A 25,789-nucleotide genomic window follows, 5' to 3' on the forward strand; every position below is an offset into this window, starting at 1 on the left:
TTATCTTCAAAATTTAATTTTAGGATATTAGTATAATATATTCATTAGGTATAGTCCGCAGGATGGAGCTGTTGGACCTGCATATTTTCTATTTTGTTTCTCTAGAACTTCTTTCATGAAAATTGGATCTTTTTTACCCCTGCCAATTTCAATGGCAGTCCCCATTATTATCCTTATCATATTTTTTAAAAAAGATTTACCTTGAAAATCAAAATAAATAAACTTATTGTCTTTTTTTACTTTTATAGAGTATATAGTTCTTATTGTATCCTTAACAATCGCATCCCTGCCCATGAAAGACTTAAAATCTTTTTGACCTATTAAATACTTAAAAGATTCATTCATCAAAGATAAGTCTAAAGAGAATGGATATTGATAAGCTCTATTGTGATATATTGCATTTCTGTATTTATTATTATAAACCACATACCTGTAGATTTTTTCTCTAGCAGAAAATCTTGCGTGAAAATCAAAGGGAACTTCTTTGGCAGATATTACAGATATATCATCAGGCAGGTGAAAATTTATTACTCTTGGTAAGTTTCCAAGATCAATTGTCGTGTCAGTATAAAAATTGACGTATTGACCTAGGGCATGAACTCCCCTATCAGTCCTACCTGCAGAATAAATTTTTGTTTCCTTTTTTAAGGTGTCATTTATAGCTTTAGAAAGTTCACCTTCTATGGTTTTCAATTTATTTTGTATTTGGTAACCATGATAATTAGTTCCATCATAGGTAACTTTTATTAATATATTCATAATCTTGCTGCAAGAATTAAAATTAGGAAAAACACAATATTCCCTAAGAAAATTGCATAATCATATTTTTCTAAAACTAAAACTTTCATTTTAGTTCTTCCTACTCCACCTCTGTAACATCTTGATTCCATGGCTGTTGCAAGTTCATCTGCACGCCTGAAAGAATTTACAAATAAAGGCACAAGTAAAGGAACTAAATTTTTAGATCTCTTTATAATATTTCCAGACTCAAAATCTGCACCTCTTGCCATTTGAGCCTTCATAATCTTGTCAGTTTCTTCAATTAGAGTTGGTATAAATCTAAGAGCAATTGTCATCATCATTGCAATTTCATGACTTGGCACACCTATCTTCTTCATTGGTTTTAAGAGAGCTTCTATACCATCTGTAAGTTCAATTGGAGAAGTTGTATAAGTTAGTAAACTTGTACCCAATACCAAAAACATAAGCCTTATTGCCATTAAACAAGCTGTTTTTAAGCCTTCCTTAGATATTGTTAGAAAACCTAATTTAAATAAGGGTTCGCCAGGTAAAAAGAATATATTAATAACAAAAGTAATTAATAAAATCCATCTCAATGGTTTTAAACCCTTTAATACTACTTTTAAAGGCAAATTTCCAATTTTTATAATTATGAATAAATATATAGCAACAAATATATAAGGAATAAATGTATTTATAAAAAATAATGAAATTATAAAGAAAATCATTGTAATGATTTTTAATCTAGGGTCAAATCTGTGAACTATACTTTCTCCTGGAAAATATTGTCCTATTGTTATATCTTTAAACATCTTTACTCCTTAAATATTCTACTAAAGCAATATTAGCTTCTTCAACGGTTATGCAATCAGTATTTACGTCAAGTCCCTTTCTTTTAAGAGATCTCATAAATGAGGTTATTTGAGGTATTCCCAATCCAGCTTTTTTTAACTCTTCTTCTCGTGTGAAAATTTTTCTAGGCACATCATCCATCAAAACATGTCCCTTGTCCATAACTATTAATCTTGTTGCAATTTTTGCCACATCTTCCATAGAATGAGATACTAAAATAATAGTTATATTTCCTTGGGCATGAATATTCTTAATTTCCTCTAAAATTTCATCACGTCCTCTAGGGTCAAGACCTGCTGTTGGTTCGTCTAAAATCAATACCTTTGGTTGCATAGAAAGAACTCCAGCTATAGCTACTCTTCTTTTTAAACCTCCTGAAAGCTCAAAAGGTGATCTATTTTTATATTTTTCATAATCTAGACCAACGGAATTCATAGCTTTCCTTACTCTTTTGTCAATCTCAGCATCATCAAGTCCCAAATTTCGAGGACCAAATTCAATATCTTTAACTACCGTTTCTTCAAAAAGTTGATATTCAGGATATTGAAAAACTAATCCAATTTTTCTCCTCAAATCAGTAAGATTTTGAGATTTACTTGTAATAGTTATATCATCAACTTTAATAGAACCTCTTGAGGGCATTAATAAACCATTGAGATGTTGAATAAAAGTAGATTTACCTGAACCCGTATGACCGATTAAGCCTATAAACTCCCCTAATTCTATATCAAGATTTATATCATCAATTGCTAGCTTTTCAAAAGGAGTATTAGGTGAATATAAATGTTGTAAATTTCTAACTTCTATAAATGACATACTTGTTCCACTAACTCCTCTACTGTTAAAACATCATTTCTAATATTAAATCCTTGCTTTTTTAAATCAAAAGCCAATTCAGTGACCTGTGGCACATCAAGACCAATTTTTTTAATCTCATCTACATGAGAAAATACTTCTCTAGGCTTGCCTTGAAGAATTATGCTTCCCTCTTCCATAATAATCAACCTATCTGCCATAGCTGCTTCATCCATATAGTGAGTGATTAAAATTATAGTTTTTCCCTGCTCTTTATTTAACTTTAAGACTGTGTCCATAACTTCTTTTCTGCCACTTGGGTCAAGCATGGCTGTAGGTTCGTCTAAAATTATATAAGTGGGACTCATTGCCAAAATTCCAGCAATTGCTACTCTTTGTTTTTGACCACCCGAAAGCAAGTGAGGTGAATTTTTTTTGAAATCTTCCATATTGACTGATTCTAGTGCCTTGTCTACTCTTTTTCTTATTTCAGAAGATTCAATTCCTAAATTTTCTGGTCCAAAAGCGACATCATCTTCAACTACAGTTGCAACTAATTGATTATCGGGGTTTTGAAATACCATTCCAGCTCTAGACCTGATATCCCATACAGATTTATCATCTTTTGTATCAAAACCATCTACAAGCACTTGACCTTTTTTAGGAATAAAAAGTGCATTAATAAGTTTAGCTAAAGTAGATTTTCCTGAGCCGTTATGTCCTAATAAAGCAACAAATTCTCCCTCTTTTATATTAAGATTAACACCATTTATTACATTTCTTGGATTTTTATTTTCTCCCTCATTCTCATAAGAGAAATACAAGTCCTTAATTTCTATCATGTTTGTTCCTTTCTATACTCTGGGTCTTATTATAAAATAAAAGTTATTAATTATCTACATATTTTAAAATTTTGTTTACAATTTTTAGAAACATAAGGATTATCTATATAAAGTCTGTAGGGATAGTCCCTTGCCTCCCTGGCTTAATCAATACCAATACACTCGCAAGAAAAAATTACCGGCATAATTTCTTTTAAGATATTTACCCGGTAATTCTCTAGCTACTTGCGCTGAATCTTTATTAAAGAAATCACTATTAAAAATTTTACAATTATAATATTTAATAATTTCTTTTTTAACACTTAATCCATCCAAGATGGATCGCTTGGATTGATTTTAAATTTTTGTAATTTCTTTAAATCTTCTTCCTTTATATATGCTCTTTCAAGTGCAATAGATAATAACTCATCGTAATCAGTAAGAGAAGACTTTTTCAAATTATAATTTTGAAAATTTTCTTGGCAGGATTTTAAATTATAGGTGAAAATCGAAACAATTCCTATAACATCAAATCCACTTTCTTTTAAGGCTAAAGCCGCATCTATTGAAGACTTACCCGTAGAAAATAAATCCTCAATAACAAGAGTTTTTGCTCCCTTAACTATATTACCCTCAATTTGATTTTTCTTACCGTGGTCCTTTCCTTTAGATCTTACATATCCCATGGGTAATTTCATTATATCACTGACAATAGCAGCATGACCTATGCCAGCACTTGCTGTACCCATGATATATTCAGTTTGAGGAAATTTTTCTCTAATTAGTTCAACTAATGAATTCTCAACAATAGTTCTTTCTTTAGGATAAGAAAAAATTAACCTGTTGTCACAATAGATTGGACTTTTTATTCCACTAGCCCAGGTATATGGCTTTTGTGGACTTAAAGTAACGGCATTTATATCTAGAAGTATTTTAGCTATTTCTTTCAATTTTACTCTCCTAAAAATTCTTTTTTTATTTTTCTATAAGCATCTAGAGGATTTTCTGACTTAGTGATAGGTCTACCGACAACTATATAATCACTTCCCAAATTTCTTGCATCACTTGGACTCACTACCCTTTTTTGATCATCACTTTGAGAAGACTTGGGTCTTATTCCTGGTGTAACTGTTACAAAATTATCTCCCAAATTTTCCTTAATTTTTGGAACTTCTAAAGCTGAGCAAACAATACCTTGTAAACCTGCATTTTTCGCTAAATTAGCATAAGATAAAATTACATCGTTTAAAGATAAATTATTGTCAATTTTTATTTCCTTATGCATAATATTTTCATCATTAGAAGTGAGCATAGTAACTCCCAAGGCAATAATATTTTTATTTGAATTTATAATTACCTCATTTGCTTCTTTTAACATATTGAATCCACCTGAAATATGAAAATTTATCATATCTACATCTAAATCAATAAGAGATTTAGTAGCTGATTTAACTGTATTTGGTATATCGTGTAATTTTAAATCCAAGAAAATTTTATGACCTAATTTCTTATATTCTTTAACTATTTGAGGACCTTCCTTATAAAAAAGTTCCATACCAATTTTTAAAAATAATTTTTGTCCCTTAAAATTAATAAGGAATTCATCAGCTTTTTCTTTGGATGGAAAATCCATAGCAATTATTAAATCTTTCAATTTTTACTCCTTAGTAGCATTAGATTGCAGATAAGCATTAATAAAGGGATCTAAGTCCCCGTCCATAACTTTATTAACATCTCCAACTTCACAGTTAGTTCTGTGGTCTTTAACAAGAGTGTATGGTTGAAAAACATAAGACCTTATTTGAGAACCCCAAGCAATCTGTGAATAGTTACCTTGAAGGTCATCAATTTTTTCTTTTCTTTCTTCTTCAGCCAAGGCAAGAAGCTTAGCCTTTAAAGTTTGCATAGCTCTTTCTCTATTTTGAATTTGACTTCTTTCATTTTGACATTGAACAACTATACCTGTAGGAATATGAGTGATCCTTACAGCAGAATCAGTTGTGTTAACGTGTTGACCACCTGCACCACTTGATCTATAAGTATCAATCTTTAAGTCCTCATCCTTTATTTCTATATCAATATCGCCATCAATATCTGGGAATACATCTACAGATGAAAATGAAGTATGTCGTCTTTTATTTGCATCAAAAGGAGAAATCCTTACAAGTCTGTGAACTCCTTTTTCTCCCTTTAAAAAACCATAGGCATGTTCACCTGATATTTTTAAAGTAACTGATTTTATTCCCGCCTCATCTTCTTTTAAAATATCTAAAGTTTCTACCTTAAATCCCTTGTTAGTAGCATATCTTACATACATTCTTAAAAGCATTGATGCCCAGTCTTGAGCTTCAGTGCCACCAGCACCCGCATGAATAGATAAAATTGCATCATTTTCATCAAATTCACCATTTAATAGGGTTTCTAATTTATATTCAGAAACTTTTTTCTCTATATTTAAAATTAACTTCTTAAACTCATCATAAGAAGAATAATCATCTTCCATTTCCATAAGCAGTAAAATATCATTGGCATCTTCTATAAGGTCTGAAATTTCATCATAAGGATTAACTTTTCTTTGGTAAGAGTTGAGTTCTTTAATGATTTTTTGGGCTTTTTCGTTGTCATCCCAAAAATTCTGTTCCATTTGTTTTTTATTAAGTTCTTTAATTTTATCTCTTAAGCCATTTACGTCTAAAGATAAAGCAAGTTCATCAAGGCTTGAAATTGCATTTTCAAGTTTTTCTTTATCTAAATAAATATTTTGCTCCATAAATCCTCCTTATCTTTTTTATTATAACATATAAGGACTTAATATATAAAATATAAAAATTAAGGAATATGTACAAACTACACTTAAAGAGGCTTTTTTAATATTTTTATATTACAAAATATAAAAATAAACACTTAGTAATACTAAATGCTTTAAAGTAAAAATAAAATTTATAAAATTTTAATAAAATTTTAAATTTATAGTTTCTAAAATAAAATAATTATTGTATAATATTGCTTTAAAAAATTTCTTATACATTTTGTATGCAATACATTTTGTATATAGGACTGTTTATATCAATAAAATATTTAAGGAGATGAATTGAATTTGAAAAATTATTTAAAAAGAACTGCAACACTTTTACTATCAGCATTTATGGTTTTAACTATTCCCTTGCAAGCTTTTGCATATAGTGCAGATTTAATTCTACTATCAAATAAAAGTGATCCTATTAATACTTTAGCTGTTACACCTTATAAACTTAAGGATAATCAAAAGGCAGCAGACTTATTAATAGAAAAAGGTCAACCTGACATTTACACCTATCGCACAAATTATAAGGTACAAAAGGACGATAAATATAAGAAAAATTACCAGCCTTATGTTGCAAGTGTTGGTGCAGATATAAGCGAAGAAGATAAGGCTAAGGTAAATAAAGAAATTAAACTACCTGATCTTAAAGGTTATATAAAACCGCAAGATACATTTTCAATTAGTTATGATGAAATAAAAAGTAAAGCAGAAAAAGGAACCACAATAAAAAAAGATGATGTGAATAATCACCAAGCGGAACAAGACTTTGAATACAAGGCTAAAAAATCAAAAGTTAAAGTTAAGCATTTATTCCAACAATTAAAAGATTTTAATAAATATGGAGACAAAGATGGTAAAGAAAATTATTTTATAGGAGAACAAACTGGTGACACAGGTTCTATAATGAGGGTTCAACCTTTGGATAAGGAACATACAATTGGATTTGAACCAGAGACAGACTTTATTATGACACAAGTTCCTGAAGATACAGACGATTTTGAATTGGAGTATCGTTACAATCGTGCATACTTTGATCTTGTGTTCGACTGTGGTGATGGTACACCAATACCTGCAAGAAGCCTATATTATGAACAAAAAATTCCAAAGATTGCTGATGGGGATATTCCAACTAAGGCTGGAATGATTCTCAAAGGATGGAAGCCTTCTGTTGATTTAAAGAGAAATATAAATGGCGTAGATACTATTTTCAAAAAAGATGAAATTATAAAGGATTCATCAGGTAATCCAAGTTTAAATCTAGACCTCAATTTAGAGATGCCTGCTGAAAAAGTAACCTTTATTGCAGTTTGGGAAAGAAAAAAACAAGCAGACTATACTGTTTTATTTTGGGCAGAAAAGTCGGATTACCCAAAAAATGCTAAGCTTTTGGATAGGTATGACTTTGTGGGAACCCATGTATATAAGGATCAGTTAGTAGGTATGCGTCCAGAACTCGAAAAAGAACCTGTAAAAGGCGTAGAGTTTACAGATTTGGATAGTGCTAGATTAAAAAGGATTTACGACGGAGAAAAAGTAAAGGTCAATGATCCGAAAAACACAGAAAAAATGGAAATCCCCTACCTTAATAAGTTTTTTGTCTACAATAAAGAACTTACCAATAAAGAGAATGTCGATTTAAAGAATCCTAGCCTTGTAAAGGAAGTGTCTGCTACAGGAGAAACTGTTTATAACATCTACTATGACAGGCAAGTCTACAATCTTTGGTTTACTAAAGGTTCATTTCAGGACAGTTTTTATCCGACACTTACAAGAAATGGAGAAGTGCTGGGAAAACCGGGAGCTCCTTATCACTTTAAGGCTCGCTTTAACCAAAGCCTTGTGGGCATGTGGCCCAATGATATCTTGGAAGTCAGTGGTTTTAAAGATGGCTACAACTCTTTAGGATGGTCTATCTTGCAAGATGTAAATAAACGAAACTATCGTGATACCCCTCCTTATAGGCTCACTGCCAACGAATTTGTGGATTACCCAGATCTTAGTAAAAATGGATTAGCAAAGGAAATTCCTATGGGTCAAGGAGTGCCTGCAAAAAAAGCTGGTCCCTTTGATATAGCCTTTGGCATTGACCAACATTATCAAGTTTTTCCAATTCACGTTGACTTTTTGCTGGACGGTTTTGAAGAAGGTCAACAAAACTATGACTATGACCTCTATATGGTAAAGTCTGATACAAATAATAGCGATTATGATTTTACACCGCCAGACCTTCAAGGTTTTAGGGGCAAGGGGAAAAAGAAAGCTGAAAGATTCGATGAACCTGACCTGCAAGATGACAAGAATGAAGAAAGAAATGAAAAAACGTCATTTCCTAAGGTTTACTACAGATTCAATGGTAAGAAAAGACAAAAGGGCAAGATGTATTTTATGTGGGCCTTTCCTAAAATAAACTCGCTAAATGAAGATGAGAAGGAAGATCCAAAGAAGCCTATTGAGGACCTAGAGGATGATGAAAACGGTGATAGTGGTGACGAAAGTGAAGATTTCGATGAAAATGGTTATATAGCCTTTGAATACTCAAGAAATAAGTATGAAATAAAACTTAACAATGACCCATCAAAAGAAAAGGATGATGCAGCCTATAAAGATAAGGATAAAATTAAGGTTTACTACCAATACCCTCTAAAGAAATTGAATCTCGATAAAGTTCATAAGCCTGAAAAACCAAAAGGAATCCCTGAGCAATGGGAATTTAAAGGTTGGGCATTGGATACTAAAGGACAAAAGCTTATATGGAAAAACAATGAAACCATGCCAGCGAGAAATTTAGTCTTATATGCTCAATGGGGCGAACCTGATTACAAATGGAAAGTTACCTTTGATGCTAATGGTGGTACCTTACCAAATATCGACACAGATAATCTAAGCCTTGAGAAAAAAACAATTAAAGAGGGCGATATTGGACAGGAAAAAGAAGTAACTTATCCCTTAGGTGGAGAAAAAGATGGCGACAAAGAAGTATTTACAGTAGTCCAACATCAAAAATTAAGATTGCCAGAAAAGCCAAGACGAAAGGGATATGAATTTCGAGGTTGGGAACTTATCCGTTATAAAAAAGATCATGACGGTAATTATACTGATGTTTTGGACAAAGATTACAGCAAAAAATACCGTAATATTTCAGGAGCTCCTGAACTCTATGCCTTTGGAAATGATGTTGTAAGTCCAATTTATTTAAGAGCCATTTGGCTGCCAACTGACACCGTTGATGTGAAGATTAAACATTATTTCTTAGATGAAGATTTTAATCTTGATAAGTCTATTTTGAGAAATCCTTTAGAGGAAGAGCTTGAAAACAAGCGTGTCAACTATTTAGCAGCAACAATAGGTGACCAACAAAACGAAGAATGGATTTTAGCAACTGATGAAGAGTTTATGCAACATAGCAATTCTGATATTTACAAGGAATATAAGGATTATAACGATAGGGTTAAATTCAACAACACCTACTTCCAAACTTTCCGTGTAGAACCTGAAAATATTGTTGATCAAAAAACTGGCATATCAAGTAAAAATCCAAAATTTGAAAATAATATTTTTAAATTTTTCTACAGAAGATATAAGACGCGTAAATATAAGGTTAATTATGTTGATGTAAGGGCAAAAAAAGATATTGATACAGCTACAGAACCAAGTCAAAAAGAAAGGCTTATTAGAGAAAATAGCATCATTGGACAAGAAAAAGTTATTAGCCCATGCCGTGATTTTGATGTCAGAAATTACAGACCTATACCAGGTTGGGTTTTGGCAAAGGATGAAAAGCCACAGAAAGAACTTTTTTATGATATTGACGAAAATACAAATAAACTCTTAGGTATTAATGGAAGTGGTTCCGATGAAATCAACTTCTACTACCAAGATGCTCGTGTAATTGAATGTCAAAATCCTAATGACCCTGTACCAGATGGATATGTAAGAGTAATATTTAAGGCTTCTGATGGAGGTTGTTTCGGTAAGGATGTTCAAGGTAAAGAAATTAAGGAAATTAATTACGACGTTATAAAGGGTCTTAAATTTGGTCTATTATCAGTGCCTGACTTATTAAAAGATGGTGAAGATATATCTGATAAGCACCATATAAGACCAGACCTTGGAAGAGAATTTATCAAATGGGACTCTCCCCTATTAGACAAGAATACACCAATTGATGAAAATTACACATTTACTGCAAAATTTGATTGGTCTGAAATTGATGCAAATAGTCTAACTACAACAGAATCCTTTATGGATCCTAACAGTAAATGGACTAATAGCTTTGCACCGAAAATTTCTGATATTATGAGTCTTGTTACTTGGTCAGGAAAAGATAGTGGAACTATTGCAAATGTAGAGTTTGTAGATGAAAATGGAACTAGCTTAAGTGATGAAAAACTTTTTAACCTCTGCAGCGAAAAAAATACATCTGATAAGGATGAACTTGTCCGTACAGTAAAGATTAGGGCATTGGTGCAATTTGGTACTAGCGAAGATAAAAAAGTACTTGAAATACCAATTAAGGTTTACAAAAATGTTTATGAAGCAAATACATCAGGAGAAAAGCCATTATTTTTAACTGAGGCTGAAAAAAATTACCTAAATAATATCAACTATGTAAAAGTCACAGTTGATCCAACGGGAAAGGCAAATAATAAAGTTAGTAAAATTTACTATGTAAATCCAAATGCTTGGGTTAATATTTCTGAAATTGGCATAAATAATAGCGAAGAAGAACCTAAATTAGTTAAGTGGTTAAGTGATAGCCAAGCTGGTGAAGATTTTGATTTTAATAAACGTCATAAATTTACAAAAGACACAACTATTACTGCTCAGTTTGATGACCAAAAGCCTAAAAAGAAAAATAAAATAGAAAATCCACTTACACCGGACAAACCTATAGTGCCAGATATTCCATCTATTCCAGATACACCGGATAAACCAGAAAATCCAGGAACAAAAGAAAAACCAGAATTACCGGAACAACCTGATAAGCCAAGTGATAAACCAAAGCCAAATGAATCAGATGATAATAAACCAAATCCCTCAAATAGACAAAAACCTGAAGACTCAGATGATTCAGAACCTGACTTTCCACTAACTCCTGGTGATGACAAGCCAAATTATCCAGAAGATTTAGAACCAGAAATTCAATTTATTCCAAAAGATAATGATCCTAATCATCCTGTGATTGATAAAGATAATAATTTTGGATACTCTGTTATTGCGGATAGTTTTAATAATCAAAAATATGCAGAAGTAAATAAAGAAGCAAATTTTCAAAATAAAGTCGAAAAAAAACCTACAGATAATTCTTATTTCAAAGAAGTTGGATATATTCAAGGTTTCAATGGTAATTTTAGACCTAAGGATGGTCTTACTCGTGCAGAAGCTGCACAAATACTTGCCAATGTCTTAATTGAAGATGGCTACAAGTACCATAATGATTTCAAAATTTCTTATAAGGACATTGGAGAAGCTTGGTACACCAAAGCTATTAAAATTGTAAGCCAAGCAAAAGTATTTTCAGGTTATAATGATGGAAATTTCAAACCATAAAATAAGATTACAAGAAATGAATGGATTTCAACTCTAAAGAGATTTCAAGAACTTGGAAATTCAAATGGCAACCATATGAATTTAAAGACTGGACACTGGGCAATTAGTGATGTGGAAGCCGCATACAAGGAAGGCTGGCTAGAGATTTATGAAGAAGGAAAGGTTAAGTATGAGGGTGATAAATTTATAACAAGAGAAGAAGTTGTATCTATTTCTAACAAGGCCTTTAAAAGATTTGTTGATAAGGACTACATTGCAAAGAATAGTAAGAACCTAATAAACTTCAAAGATGTCAATGAAAATATGTGGTCTTATGCTGATATTATTTGTGCAAGCAATACTTTCTTGTACCAAGGCAATGCTATAAAGGCACACGCGAATAAGGATAGCAAAAACTCATTTAATATTGATACTAATGATTTTGAAATCAAGCAAAAAAAATTCGAAAGAGTGCTTAGGTAAAATTTAATATGCTAAAAAATAAAGGAGGCTCAATTTATAAGCCCCCTTTATTTTTATTTATTCAAAACTAAAATTTTTAATAGTTTTTGATAAGGTTTAACAAAAGCTAAATTTCCATCTTTACTTAAATCAGCAAAAATTTTTAAATATTTTTATTCTAGTTCTTTTAAATCTTGAACCTTATAAATTTTAAGCTTTTTATGGAAAATCACCCTTGCAAAAAATTCTCTTTTTTCTAAATTTATCTTGGTTAAGTTACATGTAATAATTATCACATAGAAAGATTTGCGATGATTATTGTTACCACCAAAGATATATAGAGTGTTCTTAAAAGTTTTTTCCAATACGCTTTCATCCATTGTTGACCTTAACTTATAACCATCAAATTATAATTTTTCTATTAAAAATTAATCTTATTTTTTATTTTTCCCCTTTACCTTGTTCAAGTTTTGCATGGAGTTCTCTTAAATTTTTCATTGATTCTAAGATAGCATTAGCCATAGTATCAATATCATTTAATTGAACGGCATTTAATGAAGTGTTAAGAGTAATTCTTTCTGGAAGAACATCCATCAACTTGCAATTTTCATCAAGGAATTCTTCAAGTTTATCTCCAACAGTACAAGCCCAAGAACCATTTTCAATTATACCAACGGTTCTATTTTGTAAGTTTAAGGCAGCCATATCCATTATAAAATTCTTCATGTTAGGGTAAATTCCCAAGTTATAAGTTGGACTAGCCAAAACAATATGAGAATATTTGAATGCTTCACTTATTAAATAAGAATAGTGAGTTTTTGAAACATCATAGCACTTAACATTAGTCATTCCTTTTTCACAAAGTGCTGTAGCTAAAGATTGAGCAGCAAATTCGGTATTTCCATACATTGAACCATAACAGATTAGTACACCTTCAACTTCAGGAGTATATGATGCCCATGTTGCATATTTGTTGATGAACCATCCCAAATCTTTTCTCCATACTAGACCGTGAAGTGGACAAATAACTTTAATATCAACAGTTGAAGCTTTTTTCAAAACATTTGTTATGAAAGGACCATATTTGCCAACAATATTTGTTAAATATCTTCTTGCGTCATCAAGCCAATCTCTTTCAAAGTCAACTTCATCAGCAAATATTTGTCCGTCTAATGCTCCAAATGAACCAAAAGCATCGGCTGAGAATAACACTCCGTTTGTTGTATCAAGTGACATAATTACTTCTGGCCAGTGAACCATAGGTGCTTCTATAAAGAACAATTCGTGTCTACCAAAGGAAATTGTGTCGCCTTCTTCAACAACTATACAATTTTCTTCCTTTACGTGGTAACCGATTTGTCTCATAATTTGGAAACCTTGTTCAGAAGAGATAATCTTTAGATTAGGATATCTTAAAATCATTTCATCAATAGTTCCGCAGTGGTCAGGTTCCATATGGTGTATTACTAGATAATCTAGTGGACGACCATCTAATACTCTTACAACATTATCGATATATTGACGTGCTATAGACCAGTCAACTGCATCTAAAAGCACTGTTTTTTCGTCTAACAATAGGTAGGAATTATAAGCAATTCCTCTAGGAATCGGGAATAAATTTTCAAAAAGTTCAAGTCTTCTGTCGCTTCCGCCTACATAATATAAATCATCTACAACTTTTCTTACAGTAAACATAACTCCTCCTTACTTTCTATCTTCAGTAAATTCAGCTTCTATAAAGTTTTCTTTAGGTTCTAGGCAATCTGGGCAAGACCAATCATCTGGAAGTCTTTCAAATTCAGTACCAGGATCAATTTCACCATTTGGGTCACCAAGATCAGGATCATATTCATATCCACAACCTGGACAAACCATTACTGAATAGTTTGGTGCAAGTTTTCTCGGTTTAGACCTTCTAACTTTTTTCATTGGTGGAGCTTCCTTTTTATCTTCTGTTCCTAAAGCTTCAGTTAATAGAGGCATAATTTCAAACATATCTCCAACGATACCGTAGTCACAATTCTTAAATATTGGAGCACCTGCATTAGTATTAATAGCAACAATAGTTGATGCATTTTTGATACCTTTTAAGTGTTGAATAGCACCTGAAATACCACATGCAATATATAAGTTACCATTAAATTTTTGTCCAGACATACCAACATATCTTTCAAGTGGTAAAATTTTCAATGCTTCTGCAGTTGGTCTTGAACAACCTATAGCAGCACCGGCAGCTTTAGCTAATTGTTCAGCCATTGGAAGATTTTCCTTAGAACCTATTCCTTTACCGATTGAAACAACTCTTTCAGCATCATAAATTGGTGTATCCATTGGAATACCAACTGAAAAATCATAACCATCTTTCTTAAGATTTTGTACTAAAATATCAACCGCTTCTTTTGCTGAATCTGCAGTAATTATTTCTCTTTTTCTAACACCTGTAATTGGTTCTTGTGATTTTTGAATTACTGCAGCTTTACCCTTTTTTCTCTTTGTTTTCCCGATGATATTATTAGCAACTACTACTCTTTGAACTTCACTTGTACCTTCATATATAGTTGTAATCTTTGCATCTCTATAGAATCTTTCAACTTCCATGCCCTTCATATAGCCTGAACCACCGTGAATTTGTAGTGCTTCATTTGCACAGAATAGTGCAGTTTCAGAGGCATAAGTCTTAGCCATAGCAGCTTCCATAGAATATTTTTCATGATTTGTTTTCATTTCAGCAGCAGAATAAATCAATAGTCTAGCTGCACGAATTTTAGTAGCCATATCTGCAATCTTAAATGCGACTGCTTGTTGTTGAGCTATAGGTCTACCAAATTGGATTCTTTCCTTAGCATATTTAAGTGCTGCTTCATAAGCACCTTGTGCAATACCTAAAGCTTGAGAAGCGATACCTATTCTACCACCATCAAGAGTTTGCATAGCAATTCTGAATCCTTGACCTTCTTGACCAAGTAAGTTTTCTTTAGGAACTTTAACCTTATTAAAAGTAAGTTCAGCAGTAGAAGATGACCTTATACCCATTTTGTCATAATGGTCTCCAAATGTAAATCCGTCCCATCCTTTTTCTACAATAAAAGCAGAAATTCCATGAGTTCCAATTCCTGGTGTAGTTACAGCGAAAACTACATAGAAATCTGCCTTAGGAGCATTTGTGATAAAGATTTTTCCACCATTTAAAATGTAATAATCTCCATCAAGTTCAGCAGTTGTTTCAGTCCCACCTGCATCACTACCTGCATTTGGTTCAGTCAAACCAAAAGCACCCAATTTTTCACCTTTAGCAAGAGGTACTAAATATTTTTTCTTTTGTTCTTCAGTACCAAAAGCTTCTATTGGATAAGATCCTAATGAAGTATGTGCAGAAAGGATAACCCCACATCCAGCATCTACTCTTGATAACTCTTCTACAGCTATTGCATAGGAAATTGCATCAAGACCTGCACCACCATACTCTTTGCTGTAAGGAATACCCATCCAACCGTTTTCACCCATTTTCTTTACAATTTCATCAGGAAATTCATTTGCTTGATCCATTGCAAAGGCATTAGGCTTAATTTCCGCTTCAGCAAATTCTCTAATAGATTTACGAAGGGCTTCATGTTCATCTGTTGTCTTATACATTATTTGCCTCCTTAAAATTAAAATGTTTGAAAAATATCATTTTAAAAAATAAACTATACCAGCTCGGTATACTATGTGCATAATATACCACAACTAACATCATTCGTCAAAGTTTTTTTACATTATCTAAATAATATTTTATAAAGACCTAAAATTAAAAAATATTGTCTTTCAAGAATTCTTATACCCATAATATTTCTTTATAAATAATTATTTTTACAAATTAAATTTTAATAAAAAAATTAATAATATTTAACTTATTACTTATTAAGTGATATAATTGTAAACGTGTATTTAAATATAGGAGGTAGAAAAATTATGATATCCTTTCTAAGGAGAAAGAATGTTTCACTTTCTCCAAAGACATATTTCGTGGATGCCTTGGGTGCTATGGCCTTTGGTCTATTTGCTACTCTTTTAGTTGGAACTATTCTTAATTCCATCGGCACTTCACTAAATATTAAATTTTTATCAGAAACTATTTGGCCTTTAGCTAAAGAAGCAACAGGCCCTGCTATTGCAGTTTCAATAGCTTATGCTCTTGGAGCTCCAAACCTCGTTATTTTTGCTTCTACCATTGTCGGAATCGCAGGTAATGAGTTGGGTGGACCAATGGGAGTTTACATAGCAACTTTATTTGCTGTTGAATTTGGTAAAATTGTATCAAAAGAAACAAAAATTGATATTGTTATTACTCCAGTCGTAACAGTTCTTGTTGGTGTTTTCCTAGCGAATTTAATTGGTCCGACAATAAATGCAATAATGACAGGTATTGGAAATATAATAATGATTGCTACTGAACAACAACCCTTTATTATGGGTATTGTGGTTTCTGTTATAGTTGGTATTGTTTTAACATTACCAATTTCATCAGCCGCACTTTGCATGATGTTATCACTTTCAGGTCTTGCTGGTGGTGCCGCAACAATTGGCTGTTGTTGTCAAATGATTGGGTTTGCAGTAATATCATTCAGGGATAACGGCTTTGAAGGGCTTGTAGCTCAAGGTTTAGGCACTAGTATGTTACAAATGCCTAACATAGTGAGAAATCCAAAAATTGCAATTCCACCAACTTTAGCCTCTGCCATTTTGGGACCTTTAGCCACTGTTGTATTTAAAATGACAAATATTCCAATAGGTGCAGGTATGGGTACTTGTGGACTTGTTGGTCAAATTGCAACTTTCACTTCCATGCCTGAAGTTCCCTTTTTTAATTTATTATTCTTAATAATATTACTTCACATTTTATTGCCAGCTTTAGTTTCTTATATAATATATATACCATTAAGAAAAATTAACTGGATAAAAGAAGGAGATTTAAAATTAGAACTTTAATATAATTAAATAAGCTGTAGTGGAAATTAATCTGCTACAGCTTTTATTTATCATATCAAGTGATATTTATTTAGTTTTTTATTTATTTAACTTACATATCTTTATTAAAGACTTCGCTTTTTATTGTATCCACGTAAAAAAACAAAAATATATCAATAAAAAGATAAGACTTTAATTTTAGTTATGCCTCATGAATTATATAAAAAATCAGAATTTAGTCATAAAGTGCGATTTAAGTAAATCTAATGTTTGAATCAAAAAAAGCAAGACAAAAGTCTTACTTTTTAGCTATTTCTCTCAATGAACTTTTTAAATTTTCTTCAATTTTTGCAAGTTCTTCTTCTGCTTGAATTCTTCTCTCGTGTCCTTGTTCTTGAATTTTTCTCACTTCTGTTAAGGCTGAAATTAACTGATCATTTGTGTATTTTATTGTTTCAATATCAACTATTCCTCGCTCGGAAAGATTTGCCGTTTCGATGGATTGTTGATTTAGGCTCTGTGCATTTTTTCTTAATAGTTTATTTGTCAGATCGGTTACTTCTTTTGTAGTCTTAGCAGCTTCTTTAGAGTGATTAGCTCCCATAGCTATAACCATTTGTGATTTCCATAGGGGAATTGTATTAACCATAATAGATTGAATTTTTTCGACCATTATAGTGTTTGAAGATTGAACCATCCTTATTTGGGGTGCCATTTGTATTGAAACCATTCTTGTTAAATCAAGATCATGAAGTTTCTTTTCAAATCTATTAATTAAATTAACATAGTCATTAGCTTTTTGTGCATCTATGGGTAGGTTAGAATTTTGTGCTTCTTTTTGCAATTTCGGAAGTTCAAGCTCTCTAGCTTCTTCAAGTTTTTTCTTACCAGCCAATATATACATTGAAAGTTCCTTGTAATATGATTCGTTCAAATCATACATTTGGTCCAAGGTTGCAATATCTTTCATAAGAATCATTTGATGATTTTCCAAAGCTTTAATAATGTTATCTACATTTTTTTCAGCATTATCATATTTTACTCTTATTGAATTAGCTTTATTAACTTGTTTTTTAAAAAAAGATACTAATTTATTATCCTCTTCATCAATTTCAAAATTTTTAAGCTCAGTAACAACATTTCCTAAGAGTTCTCCAATCTCTCCTAAATCCTTAGTTTTTACAGAATCTAAAGTTTTTTCAGAAAAATTAGCAATCTTTTTTTGAGCTCCTGCACCATATTGTAAAACTAAATTGGAGTCTGAAATATCAATTTGTTTTGCAAATTCTTCAACTTGTTTTGCTTCTTCAGGACTTAAATTCACTTTTCTTTTTGCTACTTCCTTTTCCGGTATTATTTCAAGCTTATCTTCTTCATTATTTTCTAAACCATCTAAGGATAGCTTAATTTCTCTTTGCATTATTTCCTCCTAACATAAAATCATCATCGAGTAGACCTTCCTGTTTCAACATAGTTTTTAAAACAGAAATATCTGAGGATATATCAATCACTTTATCTTCATACATATTATCTAAAAGCTTTAAAAAAGCTTCGTTAATAATATCCATTGTTTTGTCAATTTCTTTTAGGGAAACTTCAACTGATTGTGTCGGTGAATCCTGCATCTCTTTATAAGTTTCTACAAGTTTAGTTGTTGTTGGTAAATAATAATCAATGAACTTTGAAAGATCTTTTAAATCAACATCATTTTCTTTAACGATGGAAAATATCCTTCTTAAAGTTCCTAGAAGTTTTGTTATCTTAAATTTCATAGGCTCTTTTAAAGCATCTACAGAATTTGCTAACTTTGTTATTTGAATTTTTGCTTTTGAAAGTATTTCTTCCCTATCTGATGCTTTAAAATCATTAACTTTTAGATCTTCATTTTCTTCATTAAAATTATTAAGTTTTTCTTTTTTATATAATTTGTAAGTTTTTGAATCGAGAATCAACAATTCTCCATTTTCAACAATTCTAGCTTGTCTAAAGAAATCCTTATCTATTAAATCTAATAAATCATTTATAGTAAAGTCTTTTGCCTTAGATGTAGCTACAGCAAGATCCATTACAGGTATAACTGTATTGTTTCCTATTTCTCGTTTATATTTTCTAAATCTTATAATTTGCTTTTTTAATTTATCTGTTCTATACAAAATATATAAAGAAAATATAATAGCTGGTACAAAATATAAAGCAAAAACCATTAATGAATCTAAATAAAATCTAGATACTCCATCTATTAACATTGCAATTGCTCCAATACCATGAAAAATTAAGGATAGTTTTGCTAAATTTGACCAAGCACGAACTTTTTTTTCAGCTTTAGGCTTTTGGTTTATAATATTATCATCCTCACAAACTCTATATGGTCTGTTATCATTGGTCTTATTAAAAAGCTTGTTGATAGATGATTTAGTTATATTTACAGCCGAATTTAAGCTTTGTGATATAAATTCATTGATTTCTTTAAAATTTTCTTCTTTTATAGCATGGTCTATTAAGTTTTCAAAATCTTCTATGTGATTATTATTGTGATTATTATTTTTTGCCATAAATCTCCTTAAAAAGCTATTACAATTCCTCCAATATCTGCATAGCCAGCTGATAATCCGTTTGTTTGACGTACAACTATATCCTTAAAATTATAAAGTTCCTTGGCTTTTTGAGCAAAGCTTTCCGCCCTTTCTTTTGCATTTACATGGGAAATAGATAAAACTCCATTTTCTTTATTTTTATTCAACTTTCCTATTGCTATCATCAGCTTATCGAGGGATTTTTTCATTCCCCTGTTCATTTCATAAAGCTCAATTTCGCCATCATTTGACATCATAATGGGTCTGATATTTAAAACATTTGCTATTAAGCCAGCTGACTTTTTAATTCTCCCATTTTTTATTAAATTTTGCATTGATTCCAAAACAAACATTGTAATTTGCGAATCAATATATTTTATGATTTTATCCATTGTTTCTTCAAAAGAATTATTCTCTTTCAAATATTCAAGCAATTTTAAGACAACTCTAGTTTGTCCAGCAGATGCTGATTTTGAATCAATAAGTCCAATATTAATATCAGGATATTTTTCCTTAGCCCCTTTTGCAGCAACCTGAGCAGCATTGAATGAACCGGAAAGTTTTGAAGAAATTGTTACAAGATATATATCCCTATCCTTATTTTTTTCTATCTCTTCCATATAATCAAAAGGTGACGGACAGGATGTAGTAATCGGTTTTTTTGTATTTTCCATATCAGTAAGAAAATCATTCAAATTAAAATCATAATCGTCAATAAATTCTTTTCCATCTATTGTTATCTTAAATGGTACATAAGAAACATCGAGGTCATTAATTTCTTCTTTTGTTAAATCACAGCTTGAATCACTTATTATCTTAAACATATTTACTCCTAATTAAGTTTCTCTTCAATAAAATTTTTTAATTCTATAGCATCTTTTCCTATAGAAACTATATCTTCACCTTCTATCATAACACGAACCAAAGGTTCTGTGCCTGATGGTCTTATTACTATTCTACCATTACCTTTATATTTTTCCTCAATTTTATTAATTTTTTCTTTAATTTCAGGAACTTCTAAAACTTTTCTCTTAAATTCGTCTGGAACTTTTGCATTTTCTAGAACTTGTGGGTAAGATGTCATAAGTTCATTTAAAGTGGAAAGTTTTTTACCAGTATCTTCCATAATATTTAAAAGATTGATACCTGTTGCAAGACCATCTCCTGTTGTATTGTGTTCTAAAAATATAACATGACCTGATTGTTCAGCTCCAACTATATAATCACTTTTACGCATTTCTTCAATGATATATCGGTCGCCAACTTTAGTTGCGACAAAATTTACACCTATTGATTTTAAATATTTTTCAAGTCCCATATTAGACATAATTGTACCGACACAAGCATTATTTTTTAACTTGTTTTTTTCTTTTAAATAGCTAGCACATATGGCTAATATATGATCACCATCAACAATGCTTCCCTTTTCATCAACTGCAATTATCCTATCTGCATCTCCATCAAAGGACATACCCATTAGAGCTTTTTCTTTTATTACTAATTCTTTTATGAGGTTCGGATTGGTTGAACCACAATTATCATTAATATTTTTACCATTGGGTTTGTCGTTAATAACAATTACCTCTGCCCCATAAGATTCTAAAACTTCTTTAGCTATATCATAAAGAGCACCGTTACCTATATCAAGAGCAATTTTTTTGCCCTTTAAATCCATTTTGACTAAATTCTTTAAATAATTTTTGTATATGCTTACAAATTTATCGCTCCTATTAATTCTACCAATTTTATCACCAGTTAAATCTTTATAAAGTTTTATATCATCTAAAATAATAGATTCAATTTCATTTTCCACTTCATCAGGAAGTTTAAAACCTTGGCTGGAGAAAAATTTTATACCATTGTATTCATAGGGATTGTGAGATGCTGAAATTTCTACTCCCAATAAATAATCATAAGTTTTAGTTAAATATGCAATACCAGGAGTTGGAATAACTCCTGCAATATCAACATCAAATCCTATACTTAAAAGTCCTGCTACTAAGGATGATTCTATCAAATCTCCTGAATATCTTGTATCTCTACCTACAATAACTTTACCTTTTTTTTCTTTTGAAAGAACAAATCCGGCTGATCTTCCCAACTCAAAACATAAATCAGGAGAGAGGAATTTATTTGCTATACCTCTAACACCATCTGTACCAAAAAGTTTACCCATTTCTATCACCGCTTATAAAATTATTTTTAATCTTTTCTAAAAGTATTTCTTTTTTATTTAAACTTGTATCGCTGAGGACTAAATTTTCAGCATATTTTAAAATTTGACCTATTATTTTTCCATGAAAACCAAGTTCAATTAAATCATATCCATTAATTTCGAGAAACTTTTCTTTTTTCATTTCTTTTTCATCTAAAAGTTCCTCTATTCTTTTTTTTCTATTTAAAATAAAGCTTCCATCTTGATCATATCTTGTGCATACACAATCTGCATATAAGAGTTCGTATAGGTCTAAAATATTTTCTCTTCCTACTCTTTTAATCTGTCGTCTTAGTGCTTTATCTGTCATTACTTCTTGAACTTTCATATGTTCCTTAATTAAAATAGAAACTTTTTCAATTAATGCCTTAGGTGCCTTATAATATTTTAAAATATCTTCAGCCATTGTAGCTCCTAGTGCATCATGACCTAAAAAATGTCCTGTGCCGTCACCATCTATTTTAAGAGTTAGAGGTTTAGCGATATCATGAAATATGGCAGCAAATCTTAAAGATAAATCATTAGGAACATTATCCATTACGCACAGAAGATGATCAAAAAGATTTCTATCGTGCCATGGAGTTTTTTGATCAAAGCCGACAGTTTTTCTTAGACTTGGAAATAATATATCAAGGATTCCTGTTTCCTCCATTAGCAAAAATCCATAAGAAGGATTATCATAAGTAATTATTTTACAAATTTCACTAAAAATTCTTTCCCTAGCTATGTTTTTTAATAAATTTCTGTTCAAGCTTATGGCATCAAATAATTCTTCGTCAAGATAAAATTTAAACCTAGTGGCAAATCTTATTGCCCTTAAAATTCTTAATGCATCCTCTTCAATACGTTTGTTAGCATCTCCACAAGCTCTGATTATTTTATTTTTTAAATCCCTTATACCATTGAAAGGGTCATAGATATTATAAGACTTATCCATTGCCATAGCACTAATTGTAAAATCTCGTCTAGCTAAGTCATCATCAATAGAATCTAAAAATAAAACCCTATCAGGTCTTCTGTTATCACTATAAGTTCCTTCTGATCTAAAAGTTGTTATTTCATACAATCTATCTCTATATTCTACTGTAATCGTTCCGTATTTTATGCCATAATCAAATATTTTATATTCTCTGAACACTTCTTTTACTTGACTCGGTCTAGCATTTGTCGTTATATCAAAATCATTAGGTCTTATTCCCAGAAGTATATCTCTAAGACAACCTCCAACAATATATGACTTATAACCATGATTATCTAATTTTTCTAATAAATCAAATACATCCTTATCCATAATAACAGTTTTATTATATCATGTAGACACGATAAATAAAATAATTTACTGTTTTCACCCAAGTAAATCAGAAATTTTAAAAGTATTTAAAATAAGAGGTTTATATGATAAAATGAAAAAAAGGAGGTCTATATGAAAGGCAAATTATTAATCTCTGTTTTGGCTTTATCTTTATTTTTGAGTGCTTGTGGCAAAAAAAACGAAAGTAAAGATTCAAATGTTAAAATTGGTAGCTCCACCAATAAAGTTGTTGTAAATAGCAACGCATCCTCAAACAAAGAAAGTGAAGATTCTAAAGAATCAGCAAATACTCCTATAACCTCAGCTTTTGATAAGGAATTTGTTGATAATCTGATTGAAAACTCAAATTATATTTCAAGAGTTAGAATACAAAATTCCTCTACAAATGGTCTTGAATCAAACTTCTTAACAGATTATGTAGGAGATTTGTCAAACGTTGAAATTGAATTACCAAAATCACTAATCCCAAATAAAGAATATATAATTTTTTATAAGGATGGAGATAATGGAAAAATTGAACCAACTAGAGGAAATGATTCTTTTATTGAAATAAAAGATGAAAATGATAGCAATTTAATATATTTAAATGAAAAGTTTGTAACAACAGGAAGTAATTAGGAGGTAAATATGAAAAAAATAATAACTTTAGTTCTTGCTTCATTGCTACTTATAAGTACTACGGTATTTGCAAAAGCACCTTCAATAGAAATTGATGGTAAAATTATTAAAACTGATGCCGCACCCTTTATAGAAAAAGATAGGACTTTTGTTCCCATCAGATTTATTGGTGAAGCCTTGAATTATAAGGTGGATTGGAATAAGGATAAGAAGCTTGTTACTATAAAAAATAATGATAGACAAATCCTTATGACAATTGGCGATACAAATATCACAGTAAATAATGAAAAAATTAAAAATGACGTTGCCCCATTAATAAGAAAGGACAGAACCTATGTGCCTCTGAGATTTGTTGCAGAAAATATGAATCTTAAAGTTAATTGGGATGGAAAAGAAAAAAAGGTCATTATAAACTCACAAAAAGATAACATCACCGATGGAATAACTGGTTTAAGTGCTGACGAAAAAGAATTTTTAAATAAATTTCAAAGTAAACAAAAAATAATTGAAGACAATATGACTTCTTTAAAAAAATCATTCTTTGAAAAAGCTAGCACTTTATCAAAAGAAGATTTAGAAAAAGAATACAATAGGGCTAACAAAGAAATTTCAGATGCAGTTTCAGAGCTTAAAAAATATAAATGTTTCTGATAAATTTAGAGATACTTATAATAAAGCTATGGAAGCCAATGAAAGAGCCTTAACAATGCTTCCCGACTTAAAAGAAGCTATTATAAATAAAGATGAAGATGTCGCAAAAAAAGTAGTTAATTTATTTACAGATTTTCAAATAAAAATGACTGAACTTCAAGATGCCTATAATGCTAATCTTAAGGGTGAAAATTATAAGGCAAGAGAAGATATCAAAGCCTATACTGATGGTGCTGATAAAACAATAGAAAATCTTATGAAACAAATTGGTAAATAAAAAATTAATATAAAGGGACGCTCCCATTAAATATGTAATTTACTTAATATTTTCGCTAAATCATATTTAAGGAGCGTCTTTTTTTATACAAATTTTAAATTTACTCTTTTTTTGCCTTGTTACCCAAAATCCAAAAATCACAAATATCATCACCCTGTGCAATAGTATGCTCTCTTATAAGAATACCATTACTTGGAGCAATTTTGATATAATCTAAATTGCAAAAAAGCTCAGTGTACTCTTCATAATTATTATCCTTAAAAAACTTTGCAATAGGACACTTAGTAAAATAATAAGCACAGCCTTCTCTTGGCTTATCATAAAAATTAAATTCCCATGTTTGTGGATACTTATCTTTATTTTTCTCTGCCCATAAAGCCGATTTTTTAATTTTTTTATTAATCATATTCATTGTCTTATCATTATTAAGGTCACATTTAGTGAAAAATAAAATAAATGGATGGTTCAAAACATAATTCATTAAATCTTTAAACATATCTAGTGAAATATTAGCTTTATTTGGCAAAAAGAATGAAAATAGCAATAAAGCAAAATAGAGATTACTAGCCATGGGATTTTTTTCACCAATGTCATCAGCCTTTGCCAACAAATCTTTATAAAAGCTTTTGGCTTTTTTAGTAAATTCTTTAGTTTGACTTTTACTAAAATGTATATTCAAATATGATTTTATAAATGGTGAAAGGATAAACCAATAAATAGCTTTGTATTTCATATATAACCTCCACTGTCCTAATATCAATATGTAAATTTTAATAATTTTGTTATTATTATCAACTATCTACTTTTTTCATTTTATAACAATTATTTTTTACAATTTTTAAAAAATTACATATATATTATTAAAAATGAGACTAATTTAAAATTAGTCTCACTTAAAAATTCTTATAAATCAATATATTTTAGCACCTGCTGGTATCTTAGAATCAAGCATAATAAGATTTAAAAGCTCTTCACCTTCATATTCACATACTGCTGATAAAAGCATACCACAAGATTCTAATCCCATCATTTGTCTTGGGGCTAGGTTTGTGATGGCAAGAAGTGTCTTTCCTACTAATTTTTCAGCATTATAAAAATTCTTTATTCCTGATAAAATAATCCTTTCTTTTCCACTACCATCATCTAATGTAAATTTCAATAGTTTTTTTGATTTTGGAACTTCTTCGCAGTTT

21 protein-coding genes and 1 pseudogene are annotated in these 25,789 nt (G+C 30.6%); 6 read left to right on the forward strand and 16 right to left on the reverse strand.

Annotated elements, in window-relative coordinates; genetic code table 11:
• Positions 1 to 27: 27 nt before the first annotated feature.
• From truA to prfB, 7 genes are all read right to left on the reverse strand, one after another.
• A complete protein-coding gene (gene truA / locus HMPREF9131_RS07990; RefSeq protein ID WP_009346366.1) occupies positions 28 to 759 on the reverse strand; it encodes a tRNA pseudouridine(38-40) synthase TruA in 732 nt (243 codons plus the stop codon).
• Entirely contained in the window at positions 756 to 1,553 is a 798-nt protein-coding gene (locus HMPREF9131_RS07995) for an energy-coupling factor transporter transmembrane protein EcfT (protein ID WP_009346362.1), read from the reverse strand. The genes truA and HMPREF9131_RS07995 overlap by 4 nt, the downstream gene beginning before the upstream one ends.
• Positions 1,546 to 2,409: an energy-coupling factor transporter ATPase gene (locus HMPREF9131_RS08000; protein ID WP_009346361.1), complete on the reverse strand. Its 864-nt coding sequence runs from the start codon at positions 2,407 to 2,409 to the stop codon at positions 1,546 to 1,548. The genes HMPREF9131_RS07995 and HMPREF9131_RS08000 overlap by 8 nt, the downstream gene beginning before the upstream one ends.
• Positions 2,397 to 3,230 (reverse strand): energy-coupling factor transporter ATPase, encoded by an 834-nt coding sequence (locus HMPREF9131_RS08005; RefSeq protein WP_009346370.1) that lies wholly within the window; start codon positions 3,228 to 3,230, stop codon positions 2,397 to 2,399. Before HMPREF9131_RS08005 ends, HMPREF9131_RS08000 begins: the two co-directional genes overlap by 13 nt.
• 302 nt (positions 3,231 to 3,532) lie before the next feature.
• Positions 3,533 to 4,159 carry an orotate phosphoribosyltransferase gene (pyrE, locus tag HMPREF9131_RS08010; protein ID WP_009346396.1) on the reverse strand — a complete coding sequence of 209 codons (627 nt, stop codon included), beginning with the start codon at positions 4,157 to 4,159 and terminating at the stop codon, positions 3,533 to 3,535.
• 2 nt (positions 4,160 to 4,161) lie between these two features.
• Positions 4,162 to 4,863: an orotidine-5'-phosphate decarboxylase gene (gene pyrF, locus HMPREF9131_RS08015; RefSeq protein WP_009346376.1), complete on the reverse strand. Its 702-nt coding sequence runs from the start codon at positions 4,861 to 4,863 to the stop codon at positions 4,162 to 4,164.
• A gap of 3 nt (positions 4,864 to 4,866) precedes the next feature.
• Positions 4,867 to 5,979, reverse strand: coding sequence for a peptide chain release factor 2 (gene prfB / locus HMPREF9131_RS08020; RefSeq protein WP_004824047.1), 1,113 nt, complete (start codon positions 5,977 to 5,979; stop codon positions 4,867 to 4,869).
• Between the two features lie 321 nt (positions 5,980 to 6,300).
• Between prfB and HMPREF9131_RS08025 the strand changes: the two genes are divergently transcribed.
• The gene (locus HMPREF9131_RS08025; protein ID WP_009346390.1) at positions 6,301 to 11,562 is read left to right on the forward strand and encodes an S-layer homology domain-containing protein; all 5,262 of its coding nucleotides are present in this window, start codon (positions 6,301 to 6,303) and stop codon (positions 11,560 to 11,562) included.
• Positions 11,563 to 11,637: 75 nt separating this feature from the next.
• On the forward strand, positions 11,638 to 12,024 hold the full coding sequence (locus HMPREF9131_RS08810; protein ID WP_009346379.1) for a hypothetical protein: 387 nt from the start codon (positions 11,638 to 11,640) through the stop codon (positions 12,022 to 12,024).
• Between the two features lie 420 nt (positions 12,025 to 12,444).
• Here HMPREF9131_RS08810 and HMPREF9131_RS08040 read toward each other — a convergent pair whose 3' ends face one another.
• Together HMPREF9131_RS08040 and HMPREF9131_RS08325 are read right to left on the reverse strand one after the other, a co-directional pair.
• On the reverse strand, positions 12,445 to 13,698 hold the full coding sequence (locus HMPREF9131_RS08040) for an FprA family A-type flavoprotein (RefSeq protein WP_009346395.1): 1,254 nt from the start codon (positions 13,696 to 13,698) through the stop codon (positions 12,445 to 12,447).
• Positions 13,699 to 13,707: 9 nt separating this feature from the next.
• Positions 13,708 to 15,636: an acyl-CoA dehydrogenase family protein gene (locus tag HMPREF9131_RS08325; RefSeq protein WP_009346369.1), complete on the reverse strand. Its 1,929-nt coding sequence runs from the start codon at positions 15,634 to 15,636 to the stop codon at positions 13,708 to 13,710.
• 318 nt (positions 15,637 to 15,954) lie between these two features.
• Here HMPREF9131_RS08325 and HMPREF9131_RS08050 point away from each other — a divergent pair, with 318 nt between their 5' ends.
• Positions 15,955 to 16,971 carry a PTS transporter subunit IIC gene (locus tag HMPREF9131_RS08050; RefSeq protein WP_009346387.1) on the forward strand — a complete coding sequence of 339 codons (1,017 nt, stop codon included), beginning with the start codon at positions 15,955 to 15,957 and terminating at the stop codon, positions 16,969 to 16,971.
• 277 nt (positions 16,972 to 17,248) lie between these two features.
• Here HMPREF9131_RS08050 and HMPREF9131_RS08055 read toward each other — a convergent pair whose 3' ends face one another.
• Genes HMPREF9131_RS08055 through HMPREF9131_RS08075 form a run of 5 tightly spaced genes read right to left on the reverse strand, consistent with a single transcriptional unit; the run spans position 17,249 to position 23,029 of the window.
• Positions 17,249 to 18,370, reverse strand: a complete 1,122-nt coding sequence (locus HMPREF9131_RS08055; RefSeq protein WP_009346380.1) for a toxic anion resistance protein — start codon at positions 18,368 to 18,370, stop codon at positions 17,249 to 17,251.
• Positions 18,354 to 19,502: a 5-bromo-4-chloroindolyl phosphate hydrolysis family protein gene (locus HMPREF9131_RS08060; RefSeq protein ID WP_009346384.1), complete on the reverse strand. Its 1,149-nt coding sequence runs from the start codon at positions 19,500 to 19,502 to the stop codon at positions 18,354 to 18,356. Before HMPREF9131_RS08060 ends, HMPREF9131_RS08055 begins: the two co-directional genes overlap by 17 nt.
• An 8-nt stretch (positions 19,503 to 19,510) precedes the next feature.
• A complete protein-coding gene (locus tag HMPREF9131_RS08065) occupies positions 19,511 to 20,347 on the reverse strand; it encodes a DegV family protein (protein ID WP_009346357.1) in 837 nt (278 codons plus the stop codon).
• An 8-nt stretch (positions 20,348 to 20,355) separates the two neighbouring features.
• Entirely contained in the window at positions 20,356 to 21,699 is a 1,344-nt protein-coding gene (gene glmM / locus HMPREF9131_RS08070) for a phosphoglucosamine mutase (RefSeq protein WP_009346394.1), read from the reverse strand.
• The gene (locus tag HMPREF9131_RS08075) at positions 21,692 to 23,029 is read right to left on the reverse strand and encodes a CCA tRNA nucleotidyltransferase (RefSeq protein ID WP_009346371.1); all 1,338 of its coding nucleotides are present in this window, start codon (positions 23,027 to 23,029) and stop codon (positions 21,692 to 21,694) included. The genes glmM and HMPREF9131_RS08075 overlap by 8 nt, the downstream gene beginning before the upstream one ends.
• A 132-nt stretch (positions 23,030 to 23,161) precedes the next feature.
• Between HMPREF9131_RS08075 and HMPREF9131_RS08080 the strand changes: the two genes are divergently transcribed.
• The 3 genes from HMPREF9131_RS08080 to HMPREF9131_RS08815 are packed head-to-tail and all read left to right on the forward strand — an operon-like array spanning position 23,162 to position 24,596.
• Positions 23,162 to 23,668 (forward strand): hypothetical protein, encoded by a 507-nt coding sequence (locus HMPREF9131_RS08080; RefSeq protein ID WP_004824472.1) that lies wholly within the window; start codon positions 23,162 to 23,164, stop codon positions 23,666 to 23,668.
• 9 nt (positions 23,669 to 23,677) lie between these two features.
• A complete protein-coding gene (locus HMPREF9131_RS08085) occupies positions 23,678 to 24,319 on the forward strand; it encodes a copper amine oxidase N-terminal domain-containing protein (protein WP_009346354.1) in 642 nt (213 codons plus the stop codon).
• Positions 24,282 to 24,596, forward strand: a complete 315-nt coding sequence (locus HMPREF9131_RS08815) for a hypothetical protein (protein ID WP_009346389.1) — start codon at positions 24,282 to 24,284, stop codon at positions 24,594 to 24,596. Before HMPREF9131_RS08085 ends, HMPREF9131_RS08815 begins: the two co-directional genes overlap by 38 nt.
• Positions 24,597 to 24,696: 100 nt before the next feature.
• Here HMPREF9131_RS08815 and HMPREF9131_RS08090 read toward each other — a convergent pair whose 3' ends face one another.
• Together HMPREF9131_RS08090 and HMPREF9131_RS08095 are read right to left on the reverse strand one after the other, a co-directional pair.
• On the reverse strand, positions 24,697 to 25,329 hold the full coding sequence (locus HMPREF9131_RS08090) for an L-2-amino-thiazoline-4-carboxylic acid hydrolase (RefSeq protein WP_009346353.1): 633 nt from the start codon (positions 25,327 to 25,329) through the stop codon (positions 24,697 to 24,699).
• Between the two features lie 177 nt (positions 25,330 to 25,506).
• Positions 25,507 to 25,789 (reverse strand): annotated as a pseudogene (locus tag HMPREF9131_RS08095) (methionine--tRNA ligase subunit beta); the annotation flags it as partial.

Origin of the sequence: Peptoniphilus sp. oral taxon 836 str. F0141, from assembly GCF_000179335.1 — a bacterium.
In the GTDB taxonomy this organism is placed as follows: domain Bacteria; phylum Bacillota; class Clostridia; order Tissierellales; family Peptoniphilaceae; genus Peptoniphilus_A; species Peptoniphilus_A lacrimalis.

Bases quoted from the DNA above. Each gene is read 5' to 3' on its own strand.
- truA (WP_009346366.1), bottom strand. From the start codon at position 759: ATGAATATATTAATAAAAGTTACCTATGATGGAACTAATTATCATGGT.
- HMPREF9131_RS07995 (WP_009346362.1), bottom strand. From the start codon at position 1,553: ATGTTTAAAGATATAACAATAGGACAATATTTTCCAGGAGAAAGTATA.
- HMPREF9131_RS08000 (WP_009346361.1), bottom strand. From the start codon at position 2,409: ATGTCATTTATAGAAGTTAGAAATTTACAACATTTATATTCACCTAAT.
- HMPREF9131_RS08005 (WP_009346370.1), bottom strand. From the start codon at position 3,230: ATGATAGAAATTAAGGACTTGTATTTCTCTTATGAGAATGAGGGAGAA.
- prfB (WP_004824047.1), bottom strand. From the start codon at position 5,979: ATGGAGCAAAATATTTATTTAGATAAAGAAAAACTTGAAAATGCAATT.
- HMPREF9131_RS08810 (WP_009346379.1), top strand. From the start codon at position 11,638: ATGAATTTAAAGACTGGACACTGGGCAATTAGTGATGTGGAAGCCGCA.
- HMPREF9131_RS08040 (WP_009346395.1), bottom strand. From the start codon at position 13,698: ATGTTTACTGTAAGAAAAGTTGTAGATGATTTATATTATGTAGGCGGA.
- HMPREF9131_RS08325 (WP_009346369.1), bottom strand. From the start codon at position 15,636: ATGTATAAGACAACAGATGAACATGAAGCCCTTCGTAAATCTATTAGA.
- HMPREF9131_RS08050 (WP_009346387.1), top strand. From the start codon at position 15,955: ATGATATCCTTTCTAAGGAGAAAGAATGTTTCACTTTCTCCAAAGACA.
- HMPREF9131_RS08055 (WP_009346380.1), bottom strand. From the start codon at position 18,370: ATGCAAAGAGAAATTAAGCTATCCTTAGATGGTTTAGAAAATAATGAA.
- HMPREF9131_RS08060 (WP_009346384.1), bottom strand. From the start codon at position 19,502: ATGGCAAAAAATAATAATCACAATAATAATCACATAGAAGATTTTGAA.
- HMPREF9131_RS08065 (WP_009346357.1), bottom strand. From the start codon at position 20,347: ATGTTTAAGATAATAAGTGATTCAAGCTGTGATTTAACAAAAGAAGAA.
- glmM (WP_009346394.1), bottom strand. From the start codon at position 21,699: ATGGGTAAACTTTTTGGTACAGATGGTGTTAGAGGTATAGCAAATAAA.
- HMPREF9131_RS08075 (WP_009346371.1), bottom strand. From the start codon at position 23,029: ATGGATAAGGATGTATTTGATTTATTAGAAAAATTAGATAATCATGGT.
- HMPREF9131_RS08080 (WP_004824472.1), top strand. From the start codon at position 23,162: ATGAAAGGCAAATTATTAATCTCTGTTTTGGCTTTATCTTTATTTTTG.
- HMPREF9131_RS08085 (WP_009346354.1), top strand. From the start codon at position 23,678: ATGAAAAAAATAATAACTTTAGTTCTTGCTTCATTGCTACTTATAAGT.
- HMPREF9131_RS08815 (WP_009346389.1), top strand. From the start codon at position 24,282: ATGCAGTTTCAGAGCTTAAAAAATATAAATGTTTCTGATAAATTTAGA.
- HMPREF9131_RS08090 (WP_009346353.1), bottom strand. From the start codon at position 25,329: ATGAAATACAAAGCTATTTATTGGTTTATCCTTTCACCATTTATAAAA.